Consider the following 13,661-nt stretch of genomic DNA (forward strand, 5'->3'; position numbering starts at 1 on the left):
AAAGGAGGACGTCTATGTGGCGGTGTTTTTTGGTTATATCTTTTTAGGGTTGTCACTTTCAGCGCCTGTTGGGCCAGTCAATGCAGCCCAAATCGACAGAGGGATTAAAAGTGGATTTTGGCATGCGTGGATATTTGGCGTGGGGGCTATGGCTGCGGATATTGTCTATATGCTTCTCATCTATTTTGGTGTCGCCCAGCTTTTGACTGCACCTCTTGTAAAGACCTTTTTGTGGCTGTTCGGCTTTTTTGTTCTGACCTATACCGGCATTGAAAGTCTGCGTAAAATCAATTTGCAGGAGAGTCCGAAAAAGCATAGTGGAAACACATCAGTTGGCCAGTCATTCATGACCGGATTTTTCATTTCTCTATCTAATCCGCTCAGTATTTTGTTTTGGCTTGGCATCTACGGCAGCATTTTAGCCAATACGATCGAAAAGTATGGAGCTTCCCAAATGCTCATGTACAGTATGGCTATTTTTATCGGCATGCTGATCTGGGATTTCAGCATGGCGCTGCTTGCTAGTTCGTTTAGGCGTTATTTAAGTGAACGTGTTTTACATGGCTTATCTGTTCTGGCAGGTCTATCTTTACTTGGTTTCGGCGCCTATTTTGGGTATCAAGGAATCATGGCGTTGATTGGGTAGAAAAACAGACTGACACATCCAGTCTGTTTCAGCGTGTAGACAAACCCTCGCATTCTTTGTCAGGTCTGCGCTCCGGTGCTCACGAATGTCAAATTCGCTCCGTTCCAGTGCTCGCCCTTCTAGGGCTGCAAAGGTTTTTGATCACGCTGAATAGAAGACAAAGGGCTAAAATAAAAAATCATTTTAGCCCTTTGTCAATAATCTGAATCAGGCTGACACATCCAGTCTGTTTTTTTGTAAGGATTGACAGACATAACACATTCTTGAATAATGGTGGAATATTAAATGGTTTGAAGGAGCTTCTGCTATGCGTATGTTTCTGCCAGTATTCAACTATGTGTGTATGCTGATTTTATCAGTCATCACTGCAACATTCGTTTATACGTTTTTATTCATGCAGCCTGAAGTGGGCTTTAGTTATGTGGAGATGACCAGTCTGTTCATTTTGCTCGCTTATGTCATTTTTGCTGCACCGATTCAGTTTGTTTTACACCGGCATCCTAAGAGGTTTCGAAGCCGTGACTTATTGATTTATTTTATTGCGGCATGGGTGGTGTGTTCGGCTTTGGCTTTATGGATTGATTATGGGCTTGTTGTGTTCATCAGCTATAAAGTCTATCTGTTTAGCTTCTGCGCAGCCCTTATTTATTGGGTGCTGGATTCCGTCTTTTTGATGAAGAATCCATCGTAGGTATGATGAAAGGCTCTCTATTAACTTTCACTAGTCTGATCATAGGAAACCCATCTTGTCATACGCTAGGAAGTCGTGGAGGGACAGTCACCACAGCCATTTGCACCTCATAGGCTATGGAGAAGACGCTAAAACGAGGTGTAGGAAATGGCCCAGCTGTATGCAAAAAGTTGCCTTGATCAAAATCTACGATCACTAGAAGAATGGAAACAGGATGCTTTCACACAATTTGGCGAGATGGTAGGAGATGAAGCCGATACATTCCCTTGTGTACCCGGAAGACAGGGATTTTTTCTCGATCATTTACGCTATGGGTTTGTTGGTGACCCGAGGGAAGAGGAAGCGGTGGATGAATTAGCCCAGCTCCTGAGAGAATATCAAGGCTGTGCGAAAGAAACCGGTCAATATGCTTCATTTATCTGTTTTTTTGAAACACCGCAGGATTTAAAGGAAAGTTCGCTTGAAGAGTTTGAGCAGCAGTTTTGGTCGCTGCTTCAACGGCTCCATCATAAAGATGAAGAACCGTGGCCTGAGGAGATTCCGCTCGATACTCATCATCATGAGTGGGAGTATTGCTTCCATGGTGAAGCTTATTTTATTTTGTGTTCCACACCTGCTCACAAACTCAGAAAAAGCCGCCACTTCCCTTATCTCTTGATGGCGTTTCAGCCTAGATGGGTGTTTGAGAAATTGAATGGGTCGACCAAGTTTGGACAAAAAATGAGCCAGCTCGTTCGCAAGCGGCTCAAAGCATATGATGAGGTCAGTGTTCATTCATCATTAAAATGGTACGGTGACCCGGCCAATCATGAATGGAAGCAATACTTTCTCCCAGATGAAGAGGCGGAGAAACCAGCCTCCGCCAAATGTCCATTTACTGCATTAAAAAACATGATGAAATTATGATGCGGTCTGATCCTGCTTCCACTTTTTCCTCATAAATAGCACCATGATGGCAATCACTGCAATGATCCCTAGGCTGATAAAAAAGCCAGGTCGTCCGCTTGCCTCTGTTAATGTGCCTGAAACGGCGGCTCCAATTAAGAGCAGCGCAAGAATCATTTCGCACGTTTGGCGAGTGGATGGCTTGGATAACTTTTTACTTGAGAACAGAATAAAGATCCATGTGTACAGCAGGGTAAGACCAGCTGCTGTTGTGAGATGCTCGTAGATGTGTTTTGACAAAAAGAGTGCAAGCAGAATTGAGACAATTAAGCCAGCAGCAGTTAAGATAATCGAAGACCACCTCACATGAGATGGGTCTTTTTGTTTAAAGCAAGCAGGTGCATCTTGATGCTCTGACATTGTGCCGAGCAGTGTTGTGACCGCATAGAGAGAGGCAACCAATGTCGAAAAACCGGCAATGATGAAAATGCCATTAAAGATATGAAGAAAGATTGATAAATGAAACGGCTCTAATGATGTAATAAATGGACTGCTGTTCTCATTAAAGGCTGTCACTGGGACAAGCAAGAGAGCAAGTCCGATTGAGACGATATAGATGACCGCTAGAATGATCAGCATGACACGTCCAGCTTTTGCCGCATCCTTCGGGTCTTTTAAATGAACCGCCATCAGCCCCATGACTTCAATTCCTCCAAATGCATAAAACGCGTAAATCAATCCATTCCAAAGACCAAGCGGGCCAAGCGGCATCCATTCGTGATCCTTGTTAGGCAGATGCAGGGTCGGTTTATGTTCTGTCAAAATGCCGAATAACACAAGCACGGCAAGAATCATAAACAGAAAAATCGCCGCTGTCTTCAGTACCGCAAGAACATTTTCTGTCTTTTGAAAAGAAGAAAGCCCAATGATAATGACGAGAAGGGCAAGAGCGGAATAAATCGTAGAAAACACCCAAAGCGGAACAGAAGGAAACCAGTGGCGGGTAAATAGAGAAATGGCTGTCAATTGACTCCCTGTAATCAGCATTTCTGCAAACCAATATACCCAGCCATTGCTAAACCCTGCCCAGCGTCCATATGCTTTACGAGCATAGGAACAAAACGACCCTTTATCAGGGTTATCAGCTGTCATCGCAGCCAAATGTTTAAAGACGAGATACGTTCCGACCGCAGCAAGCAAAAAGGAAATGCAGACGGAATAACCGGACTTTGTAATGGCGATGCTGGAGCCAAGGAAGAACCCAGTGCCAATTGTACAGCCGACTCCGATGAGAGAAAGCTGCCACCAAGATAAAGATTGTTCTTCTTTCAATGCAAGTGCAACACCTTTCTATTTCAATGACATTAGCTTGTGACCGCCTCTTTTTTTTATACATGATCAAGGGGACATTTTGGGCATACTGTCATGGAAAGGAGTGCATGTGATGAACGGAGAATACGTCATTTTACCAAAGGGTAGACTCGGCTTTCGTTTAGGAAAAGGCCAATGTATGCGAGTGGTTGATGTCGAAGGCCAGCAAGTAGCAGATGTGATGGCCTATCATGAAAAGGATTTTTATGAAAAATTTGACCAAGGTGCGACAATGGACAGCCTATTTTCATCCAAAGTGAAAAAAGGTGATAAGCTCTATTCTAATTTATATAAACCGATGTTTACGATCATTGAAGATACAGTGGAATGCCATGATTTATACATGCCCGCCTGCCGCCAAGAGATGTATCAGCTTTTATACGGCAGGACGCACTTAGAGGTCATGCATACATGCTACGATAATTTGCGGACTGCCTTTGAGCCCTTTGGGATTCCAAAGGAGGATATGTACTATCCTTTTAATGCCTTTATGAATACAGTCATTGATGAAAAAGGAAAGCTGTCTGTGGAGCAGCCAAAATCGCTGCCCGGTGACTACATTCGCCTTCGGGCTGAAATGGACCTCATTGTGGCCGTTTCTGCATGCCCTGCTGATATTGGGAAGTGCAATGGATCAAGCTGTACATCCATACGGGTAGAAATCGATTAAAAAAGAAAAGGACCAGTCAATCAAGACGTGGTCTTTTTCACTTGTGAATGTTTGATCATCTCAGAAATAGGGGAACGTCTAACAAAATGTTCTTGATGAAAACATGGTATAATGAAGATTCAAAAAACGTTGTTAAATCAATGAATTGTGAGTAAAACCTGTTCTCTTCATGTAGAGGATGCTTAGGAGGAAAAGTGTATGAGTTTGCAGAAAAAGATCAGCCAAGAGTTGCATGTGCAGCCCTCAATTGACCCAAAGCAGGAGATCGAAAAACGGGTTGGATTTCTAAAAGAGTACTTGAAAAAAACCGGGGCAAAGGGATTCGTACTCGGCATTAGCGGCGGGCAGGATTCAACGCTTGCCGGACGTCTTGCACAGCTTGCTGTCAGTGAGCTTCGTCAAGAAGGAAAAGAGGATGCGGTCTTTATTGCGGTACGCCTTCCGCATGGTGTGCAGCAGGATGAAGATGATGCACAGCTCGCCCTATCATTTATTCAGCCAGACAAGTCGTGGAAATATGATATTGCACCTGCCGTGTCAGCATTCAGTGATCAATATCAAAAGGAAACGGGCGGACCATTGTCTGATTTTAATAAAGGGAATGTCAAAGCACGCATGAGAATGATCGCGCAATATGCTGTCGGTGGTGAGGAAGGATTGCTTGTCATCGGTACAGATCATGCAGCTGAAGCAGTAACCGGCTTCTTCACGAAGTATGGTGATGGCGGTGCAGATGTTCTTCCGCTTACAGGTTTGACAAAACGCCAAGGCCGTGCGCTTTTAGAAGCCCTAGAAGCACCGGAACGCTTGTATTTAAAGAAACCAACAGCCGATCTGCTGGACGACAAACCTCAGCAAACGGATGAAACAGAACTCGGCATTACGTACAGTGAAATTGATGATTACTTAGAAGGAAAACCAGTGTCAGATCAAGCCGCCGAAGCGATTGAAAAGCGTTATGTTCAATCAGAGCATAAACGCCAAGTACCCGCTTCCATGTTTGATGACTGGTGGAAATAAAAAAGAGACCTCTCCAGATGGAGAGGTTTTTTTATGTTGAATTTCAATTGGGTTTGACAAAATAACCAAAAATTCATTAAATTAGTAGAACGATCTACTTAAGTCCATTTAACTAAATATCAATTTTTTTGATCAAAAAAAGCAAACATAATTAGTTCGATTCACTTAATTTCATTTCTGTTGACAGTATTTTCAGAAAAAATAATTGACGAATAAAAAGAATGCGCTTACAATGAAACCACATTCCGAAAAGTGAAATTAGATTCCACTGGATGGAATAAAGGGGTGGTTCACCTCCAAATAAGAAGCTAAAGGAATGATTCACACAATGAAAAATCGAAGTGCACTGGAAATTTACAAAGAGGGAGGCGCTTGGTGGGAGACTGAGATTAGTCATATTCAAAAAAATTCAATTGAAATTCGAGGGTATCCGATTGAAGAACTGATTGGTGAATTGTCTTATCCACAAATGCTCTATTTACTGCTTGTTGGTGAATTATTGGATGATTCAAAAGCAGCTCTTTTTGAAAGTGTTCTTGTCGCAGGTGCGGACCATGGACCAAGAGCACCATCTATTGCAGCAGCTAGAATGGCGGTGACTTGCGGCATTTCGTTTAATTCCTCTGTAGCAACAGGGGTGAATCTATTAGGTGACATTCATGGCGGAGCTGGAGAGAAGGCCATGCGCATGCTATACGAGGCTAAAGCGATCTACGATGATCAAAAGGATATACACTCTGCGGCAAAGCAAGTGTGTCAAACATGGTTAAATCGCAAGGAAAAAATCCCGGGAATCGGCCATCAGCTTCATGATGATGATCCGAGGGTGAGACGTCTATATGAGCTGAGTCACAAACATGTCCAGCAAGGTCTTATCAGCGGCACATATTTACGGTTAGCCGAAGCGATTAGGCATGAGCTTGAACAACTGAAAGGGAAGAAAATCACGATGAATATAGATGGTGTATCTGCTGCCATCCAATGTGAATTAAACATTCCAGCAGAAGCAGCAAAAGGCATTTTTTCCTTATCCAGAGGAATGGGAATCGTGGCGCATGCATATGAGGAGCTGACAAAGGGAGCCCTCGTGAAAGGACCTTGTCCGAATGAAGAAAGATTGGTTCGTTATGCAGGACATGGAACGCGGCACTTGAAGGAGGGAGAGAAAATTTGAGTAGTTTGAGAGCGTTGTCATATATAAACGGCGAGTGGCTGGATACCGGTCGTGTGAAAACAGATATCATCAATCCTTACTCAGGAGAAAGGATCGGTACATCCTATCTCGCCTCATCAGAAGACATAGAACAGGCACTTTCTAGTGCGCAGCATGCTAAAAAACAAATAGCGGGAATATCGGCAATCGACCGCTCAAGGCTTCTAACAAAAGCAGCCACCTTGCTTGAAGAACAAAAAGACCATTTTGCAAAATTGATTTCGCTAGAATTAGGCAAACCGCTTAAAAATACAAGAGATGAAGTTTCGCGGTCAATCGAGACGCTGGCGCAATCGGCGGAAGAAGCGAATCGATTAATAGGTGAGACCATTCCTGGCAATGTATCATCGCGCGGACAGGGAGCAATGGCCATGACATTTAAAGTACCAGTCGGAGTTGTGCTGGCGATTACCCCTTTTAATGCACCGCTCAACTTAATTTGTCACAAAGTCGGTCCGGCCTTTGCGGGAGGGAATGTCATCATTTTGAAGCCTGCACCGCAAACATCAGCTGTTGCCACAGCGTTTGTCGAACTCCTTCTCGAAGCAGGATTTCCTGAGGCTGGTTTGCAGCTTGTGATTGGCGGGGTCGACGCCGGGAAACAGTTAGTCACTGATGATAGAACGAATCTCATCTCTTTTACCGGCGGGGCTGCCGGAGGCGAACACATTACAACCTCTGCGGGATTAAAAAAGGTACTGCTCGAACTCGGAGGGAATGGAGCGACGATTGTTCATCACGATGCAGATATTGAACAAGCCGCATCCATGTGTGCCAAAACAGGCTTTAGTAATTCCGGTCAAAGCTGTATTTCTGTTCAAAGAATTTATGTCCACCAGGAAATGATGCCGTCGTTTACTGAGGTATTAAAACAAAAAGTAGAGCAGCTTGTTGTTGGAGATCCGCTGTCCAGTGAGAGTGATATCGGCTGTATGGTCGATGTTCAGGCCGCGCAGCGTGTTGAGACATGGATACAAGAGGCAGAGAGCATGGGTGCCCAGCTTTTATGCGGGGGGAAAAGAAATGGAGCGAGCATCACACCGGCTATTTTGCTAAACCCTCCGAAACAGGCCAAGGTCGTCTGTGAGGAAGTGTTCGGCCCAGTTGTCAGCATTCTCCCTTATGAGGAGCTGGAGGAAGCGATTAAAGAAGCAAATGATAGCCGATATGGTTTGCAGGCAGGGATCTTTACGAATCAGCTGGATGTGGCATTACACGCAGCAAAAGAGCTTGAAGCTGGCGGGGTTGTCATCAATGGGACATCGAATTTTAGACTGGATCATTGGCCTTATGGCGGGATTAAACGAAGTGGCCTTGGAAGAGAAGGTCCGCGTTTCGCCATCGAGGAGATGACCGAAACCAAAATGGTCGTGCTTCCAAATGGTCTGTGAAAGGGGCGTATGGATGTGAATGCATTTCAGCAAAAGGTAAAAAGTGTGCAGGCAGGCGGTCAGCCAATGATTTGTACGCCGCTCATCGGACAAACAAAGGAAGAATTGTTTCATGAGATAGAGGTGTTAACAGAGAAGAAGCCTGATGTGATAGAGTGGCGGGCGGATTTTTTTCATCACCTTCATGACAAGGATCAAGTGATAGAAACCCTTAAGGGAATGGTAGAAAAGGCAAAGGGCATCCCATTTTTATTCACCATTCGTTCTGAAAAGGAGGGAGGCGAAAGGATATCACTCTCAGAATCTGAGAAGGTTTCTCTGCTTGCCGAACTTTGTTCCACACAGCTTGTGGACGCCGTTGATTATGAATTAATGCATGATGTGACACATATACAGCAAGTCAGTCAGGCAGCTAAAAGACATGGCGTTACCTTGATTGTGTCGTATCACGATTTCGATCGCACCCCTGAGGTGGATCGCCTCGTGCAGCTATTCGTCAATGCAGAATCAGTCGGCGCCGACATCGCAAAGATCGCAGTGATGCCGCATTCCTATGACGATGCATTAACACTGCTCTTGGCGACCAGCCATGCGAAAAAGCAGCTGTCAATTCCCGTTATTTCGATGGCAATGGCGGAATACGGTGCTTTTACAAGAATGATTGGCGGGCTTTTTGGTTCTGTGATGACCTTTGCTGTAGGGAAAGAAAGCTCAGCTCCCGGGCAAGTGGCGATACAGGATTTGAACAATGTTCTATCTATTGTGTTTTCAAAGAATAAGTGAGTAGCAGATTCATAGCTGCACCGTGAGAGGAGAGAAACATGAAGAAGAATATTTCTACACAGGTTATTCAGTACTTAGAAAATCGGGGAGTCGAGCATATTTTCGGCCTCTGTGGTCATACGAATATTGCTTTTTTATCAGCGCTTGAAAAAAGCTCGATTCAATTTGTAAATGTCAGACATGAACAGATAGCGGCACATGCAGCAGATGGTTATGCGCGGGCGAAGAAACAGACGGCTGTTGTTCTCAGTCATCTAGGACCTGGACTCACCAATGCCGCAACAGGGGTAGCGAATGCAGCACTTGATTCCATTCCAATGGTTGTTATTGCAGGAGATGTCCCAAGTCACTATTACGGAAAGCACCCACACCAAGAAATCAATCTTCATTCCGATGCCTCTCAATACGAAATTTACCGGCCGTTTGTGAAAAGAGCATGGCGAGTCGATATTCCAGAATTATTTCCAGAGATTTTATCAAAAGCATTTCAGTTAGCTGAAAGTGGCCGTCCTGGCCCGGTGCTTATTTCTGTTCCAATGGATGTGTTCTCAAAAGATTTAGATGTGTCCCTGTTTGAACAAATCAACCATCATACACACACCATTGAAAAACCTTCTATTGATGATCAAACGGCCAATCGAATATTAGATCGATTGCTGCAGGCAGAAAGGCCGCTCTTATATGTAGGGGGAGGCATTTTATTAGCTGATGCAGCTGAAGAACTAAAGGCATTTTCTGACCATCTAAGTATCCCTGTCGCCCATTCTTTGATGGGGAAAGGAGCCATGCCGGATGATCACCCAATGACCCTTGGAATGACAGGGTTTTGGGGGACAAAATTTATCAATGATCAGTGCAAAGAGGCGGATTATATATTGGCTTTAGGCACTCGTTTTGCTGAAGCTGATGCGAGCTCGTGGGAATCGGAGTATACGTTCAATTTCCAATCAACCAAGCTCATTCATATCGACATAGATCCGAATGAAATTGGCCGGAACTACCCTGTTGAAATTGGAGCGGTAGCCGATCTTAAGCAAGCCTTGACTGTACTCAATCGAGTGGCGAAAGAAAGGCTGCCAAAAGGACTGAATCGTCCTGAATTGAAAAAGGACATTGCGGCATATCGTAAGGATTTTCAGGCTAACAATCTGACGAATGTTCAAGATGAATCCTTCCCAATGAAGCCGCAGCGTATTTTGCAGGAAGTGCGGGAAGTATTGCCGCCAGATGCCTTTATTACAACGGATGTTGGCTGGAATAAAAATGGGGTTGGACAGCAATTTCCAGTGTTGACGCCAGGAACCATTTTAACGCCAGGCGGCTTTGCAACGATGGGATTTGGAGCCCCTGCCGCACTTGGGGCGAAGATTGCCCAGCCTGACCGTGTTGTTGTGTCACTCGTTGGAGACGGCGGCTTCGGTCAAAATCCATCCGTTCTCGCAACAGCCGTTGAAGAGAACATTCCTGTTGTGTGGATTGTGATGAATAACAGTGCATTTGGCACAATAGCCGGCTTGCAAATGGCGCACTATGAAACGACGTACGGCACTGTTTTTAGAAAAGATGGAGAAAGCTATTCACCAGATTTTGCTGCCATTGCGAGAGGTTATGGAATGAAGGGGATTAAAATCACCTCTGCTTCTGAATTCAAAGAAGCTTTAGCTGATGCCATTGCTTCTCAGGAGCCTTGCGTTATTGATGTAGCAATGAAAAATGATCCTGTTCCTACGGATGGACATTGGAATATTAATGACATTTATTCACCAAATTCAAAGCGCTCACATGTCAGCGTGAATTAATCAAAACGAGGGAGGAATTAACAATGAAAATTAAAGTATTGAATCCGTTTCAAGATGGGAACCCATTATGGTTAGGTTTAGATCGTCCAGAGGAGCAAATGGTTCGAAAGGTATTTCAAACCATTACACCGGATACAGTTGGTTCAGAACATATGATGGCGGGTCTCACCATTTTTGAACCGGGGGAAGCAAGTTCAGTGCACAATCACCCGGGTTCAGAGGAATTTGATTATGTGATTAAAGGATCTGGCGAAGTCATTTGTGATGGAGAAAGGCAGTCCTTTAAACAAAATGATTTTATGTTCATTCCTGACGGTGTCCCGCACCAGCATGTCAATACAGGAGATGAACCTTTATGGCTCATTTGGCTCTACACACCGCAAGGGCAGCTTCCGAAGGATTAAAAAATTGCACCGGTAAGCCCTCCTTTTGAATCATCAGGGCCTTCCAGGTCAATCAGAAAGATGAAAAGGGCTAAAATTAGGAATGATTTTAGCCCTTCATCACATGAATGAAAGGGAGTCAAGCAATGAATATGAATACACCGCTCGAAGGAATAAAAATATTAGACGTCTCTACGATGATTGCTGCACCCTATGGCGCGGTGCTTCTAGGGGATTTTGGAGCAGAGGTCATCAAAGTCGAGATTCCTGGCAAAGGCGATACGCTGCGGCATGTCGGCCCTTTTGCAGATGGAGAACCACTTAGATGGTCAGGTCTCTCGCGGAATAAGAAATCCCTTACACTGGATCTGCACAAAGACGAAGCAAAGGACATTTTTAAAAAGCTTGCGGGTCAGGTCGATGTGCTGATTGAAAATTTCCGCCCTGGAACACTCGAAAAATGGGGCGTTGGGTACGATGTGTTAAAAGAAATCAACCCTCGTTTAATTATGATTCGTGTATCGGGTTATGGGCAAACGGGTCCGTTTAAGGACAAAGCCGGATTTGGAACACCAGCGACAGCGTTTAGCGGCTTTACATATATTCAAGGGTTCCCAGACCGGCATCCAGTCAGCCCTTCCTTTTCTCTTACTGATTATATTGCTGGCATCTATGTGGCGTTTGCTACTGTGACAGCGATGTATTACAGGGATACACATCCAGAAGGAACTGGGCAAATGGTGGATTTGGCCCTCTATGAATCTGTGTTTCGTATGTTAGAGTTTTTGGTTGCAGAATATGACAAGCTTGGGAAGGTGCGTGAGCGTTCACCGGGGCTAAGCGGACATTCAAGCCCTGCCGGTACCTATGAGACAAAGGATGGTCATTATTTGGTTCTTGTGACGAGTACAGATTCGACCTTCAATCGATTGGCAGAGGCGATGAATCGATTAGATTTACTAGAGAATGAAAAATTCGCGGTCAATGCATCCAGGCTGAAGCATAACAAAGAAATGGATGCGATCGTCTCTCAATGGATCGCGTCGAAAACAAGGGATGACGTATTAGAAATTTTAGATACACATGGTGTTCCTGTGAGCCCAATCTTAAGTATTCGGGATATTTTTGAGCATCCGCAATTTAAAGCACGAGAGAATATCGTCGAGGTGCATCACCCTCGTCTTGGAAAAGTGAAGGTGCCTGGGATCATTCCGAAGTTTGAAAAAACACCTGGAAGTATCCGTCACATTGCACCTGATTTAGGCGAACATAATTATGAGATTTTAACAAATATGCTTGGCTTAACAGAAGAAGAGTGTAAGCAGTTAGAAGAAAAAGGGGTTATTTAATACGCTCAACCGAACCGCACGCTGCGGAAACAAAGGAGGATGGTTATGAAAGTGCATTCAGAACTGAAGGGGAATGAATTGCAGCCCGCATATGTGAAACCAACGAAAGCCCGTTTTGGCATATTGATTCTGTTGTTTTTTATTACCGCTATTAATTATATTGATCGAGCTAGTGTATCCATTGTTGCTCCTGCAATTCAATCTTCATTGCAATTAAATCCAGCCTTATTAGGCTTGATTTTTTCGGCATTTAGCTGGACATATACAGCAATGCAAATACCAGGCGGTTTTATTCTCGATAAATTTGGCTCAAAGGTAACGTATGGGATATCACTCGTTACTTGGTCTATTTTCACAGGCTTACAGGCGTTTGCGAACAGCTTTGCCTTTTTATTCGGCTGCCGTTTGTTTATTGGGATTACAGAATCTCCCGCTTTTCCTGCAAATAACCGTATTGTCACCACATGGTTTCCAAGGCGGGAACGGGCTTTTGCAACAGGTGTTTATACTGCTGGAGAGTATGTGGGTCTTGCATTTGCGACACCTCTTCTATTTTGGATCATGACGACTTTCGATTGGAGAACCGTCTTCATTACGGCAGGTGCGCTCGGTATCATATTTGCTTTCTTTTGGTACAAGTATTATCACGAACCGAAAGAGCATCCGAAGATAAATGAAGATGAGTTAGAAATAATCCGGCAAGGCGATGGGCTGACAGTCGCATCACAGGAGAAGCTGAAATGGGCAGACTTTGCCGCCCTTCTAAAATATCGTAAATTGATCGGGCTTTATATTGGCCAATTCTCTGTTGCGTCTACCCTTTTTTTCTTTTTAACATGGTTTCCGACCTATTTGGCAGAGGCGAAAAATATGGCGTTTCTCAAGGTAGGTTTTGCTGCTTCTCTTCCTTATATTGCTGCCTTCTTTGGGGTCTTGTTTGGAGGTTATGTATCTGATTGGCTGCTTAAAAAGGGCGTATCAGTGAATGTAGCGAGAAAGCTGCCAGTAGTGGTTGGCTTGCTGATGACGAGTACCATTGTTTTAGCAAACTTTACAACAAATATCCCACTTGTGCTGACCATTTTATCCATCGCTTCATTTGCACAAGGACTGTCTAATATCTCTTGGACGATGCTGTCTGAGGTGGCACCACGGGAAATGGTTGGGCTGGCTGGCGGCGTATTTAACTTTTTTGCTAATTTAGCTGGGATCATCACTCCGCTGATTATCGGATTCATCGTGTCGGCGACAGGCTCTTACAATGGAGGCATTTTATTCGTCAGTTTAGTCGCTTTAGGCGGGGCATTGTCGTACATCTTTATCGTAGGTAAAATTGAACGTATTCAATTAAAACCATAGAGAGAAAGCAAAAGAGAACTCAAGGGTGAGTTCTCTTTTCAGCGTGTAGACAAACCCTTGCATTCGTTGTCAGTCCTGTGCGCTGGTGCTCACGAATGTTA

At 44.3% G+C, this 13,661-nt stretch carries 13 protein-coding genes; 12 read left to right on the forward strand and 1 reads right to left on the reverse strand.

Going from position 1 to position 13,661, the window contains the following annotated elements:
- Positions 1–16 precede the first annotated feature (16 nt).
- The 3 genes from MHH61_RS10650 (at position 17) to MHH61_RS10660 (ending at position 2,243) form a co-directional block, all read left to right on the forward strand.
- Positions 17–646, forward strand: a complete 630-nt coding sequence (locus MHH61_RS10650) for a LysE family translocator (protein WP_125587121.1) — start codon at positions 17–19, stop codon at positions 644–646.
- Between the two features lie 307 nt (positions 647–953).
- Complete coding sequence (locus tag MHH61_RS10655; protein ID WP_125587120.1) at positions 954–1,337, forward strand: UPF0715 family protein; 384 nt, start codon at positions 954–956, stop codon at positions 1,335–1,337.
- Positions 1,338–1,484: 147 nt separating this feature from the next.
- The gene (locus MHH61_RS10660) at positions 1,485–2,243 is read left to right on the forward strand and encodes a YqcI/YcgG family protein (RefSeq protein WP_125587119.1); all 759 of its coding nucleotides are present in this window, start codon (positions 1,485–1,487) and stop codon (positions 2,241–2,243) included.
- Here the strand turns inward: MHH61_RS10660 and MHH61_RS10665 are convergent.
- Positions 2,238–3,554: an amino acid permease gene (locus MHH61_RS10665; protein WP_164512176.1), complete on the reverse strand. Its 1,317-nt coding sequence runs from the start codon at positions 3,552–3,554 to the stop codon at positions 2,238–2,240. The genes MHH61_RS10660 and MHH61_RS10665 overlap by 6 nt on opposite strands.
- A 112-nt stretch (positions 3,555–3,666) precedes the next feature.
- Between MHH61_RS10665 and MHH61_RS10670 the strand changes: the two genes are divergently transcribed.
- The 9 genes from MHH61_RS10670 (at position 3,667) to MHH61_RS10710 (ending at position 13,560) form a co-directional block, all read left to right on the forward strand.
- Positions 3,667–4,263, forward strand: coding sequence for a DUF1989 domain-containing protein (locus MHH61_RS10670; protein ID WP_024427248.1), 597 nt, complete (start codon positions 3,667–3,669; stop codon positions 4,261–4,263).
- Between the two features lie 198 nt (positions 4,264–4,461).
- A complete protein-coding gene (gene nadE, locus MHH61_RS10675; RefSeq protein ID WP_024427249.1) occupies positions 4,462–5,283 on the forward strand; it encodes an ammonia-dependent NAD(+) synthetase in 822 nt (273 codons plus the stop codon).
- Positions 5,284–5,599: 316 nt separating this feature from the next.
- Positions 5,600–6,457, forward strand: coding sequence for a citryl-CoA lyase (locus MHH61_RS10680; protein ID WP_024427250.1), 858 nt, complete (start codon positions 5,600–5,602; stop codon positions 6,455–6,457).
- Positions 6,454–7,887: an aldehyde dehydrogenase family protein gene (locus MHH61_RS10685; protein ID WP_251215245.1), complete on the forward strand. Its 1,434-nt coding sequence runs from the start codon at positions 6,454–6,456 to the stop codon at positions 7,885–7,887. Before MHH61_RS10680 ends, MHH61_RS10685 begins: the two co-directional genes overlap by 4 nt.
- A 9-nt stretch (positions 7,888–7,896) precedes the next feature.
- Entirely contained in the window at positions 7,897–8,670 is a 774-nt protein-coding gene (gene aroD / locus MHH61_RS10690) for a type I 3-dehydroquinate dehydratase (protein WP_125587117.1), read from the forward strand.
- A 38-nt stretch (positions 8,671–8,708) separates the two neighbouring features.
- On the forward strand, positions 8,709–10,469 hold the full coding sequence (locus MHH61_RS10695; RefSeq protein WP_125587116.1) for a thiamine pyrophosphate-binding protein: 1,761 nt from the start codon (positions 8,709–8,711) through the stop codon (positions 10,467–10,469).
- Between the two features lie 23 nt (positions 10,470–10,492).
- Complete coding sequence (locus tag MHH61_RS10700; protein ID WP_125587115.1) at positions 10,493–10,873, forward strand: cupin domain-containing protein; 381 nt, start codon at positions 10,493–10,495, stop codon at positions 10,871–10,873.
- 125 nt (positions 10,874–10,998) lie between these two features.
- Complete coding sequence (locus MHH61_RS10705; protein ID WP_080701232.1) at positions 10,999–12,201, forward strand: CaiB/BaiF CoA-transferase family protein; 1,203 nt, start codon at positions 10,999–11,001, stop codon at positions 12,199–12,201.
- Between the two features lie 45 nt (positions 12,202–12,246).
- Positions 12,247–13,560, forward strand: coding sequence for an MFS transporter (locus MHH61_RS10710; protein WP_125587114.1), 1,314 nt, complete (start codon positions 12,247–12,249; stop codon positions 13,558–13,560).
- Positions 13,561–13,661: the final 101 nt, after the last annotated feature.

This window comes from Bacillus sp. FSL K6-3154, assembly GCF_040869395.1.
Lineage (GTDB): Bacteria > Bacillota > Bacilli > Bacillales > Bacillaceae > Bacillus > Bacillus safensis.

Coding starts and splice junctions, on each gene's coding strand:
- MHH61_RS10705 (WP_080701232.1), top strand. CDS start 10,999: ATGAATATGAATACACCGCTCGAAGGAATAAAAATATTAGACGTCTCT.
- MHH61_RS10700 (WP_125587115.1), top strand. CDS start 10,493: ATGAAAATTAAAGTATTGAATCCGTTTCAAGATGGGAACCCATTATGG.
- nadE (WP_024427249.1), top strand. CDS start 4,462: ATGAGTTTGCAGAAAAAGATCAGCCAAGAGTTGCATGTGCAGCCCTCA.
- aroD (WP_125587117.1), top strand. CDS start 7,897: ATGGATGTGAATGCATTTCAGCAAAAGGTAAAAAGTGTGCAGGCAGGC.
- MHH61_RS10670 (WP_024427248.1), top strand. CDS start 3,667: ATGAACGGAGAATACGTCATTTTACCAAAGGGTAGACTCGGCTTTCGT.
- MHH61_RS10655 (WP_125587120.1), top strand. CDS start 954: ATGCGTATGTTTCTGCCAGTATTCAACTATGTGTGTATGCTGATTTTA.
- MHH61_RS10680 (WP_024427250.1), top strand. CDS start 5,600: ATGATTCACACAATGAAAAATCGAAGTGCACTGGAAATTTACAAAGAG.
- MHH61_RS10695 (WP_125587116.1), top strand. CDS start 8,709: ATGAAGAAGAATATTTCTACACAGGTTATTCAGTACTTAGAAAATCGG.
- MHH61_RS10710 (WP_125587114.1), top strand. CDS start 12,247: ATGAAAGTGCATTCAGAACTGAAGGGGAATGAATTGCAGCCCGCATAT.
- MHH61_RS10660 (WP_125587119.1), top strand. CDS start 1,485: ATGGCCCAGCTGTATGCAAAAAGTTGCCTTGATCAAAATCTACGATCA.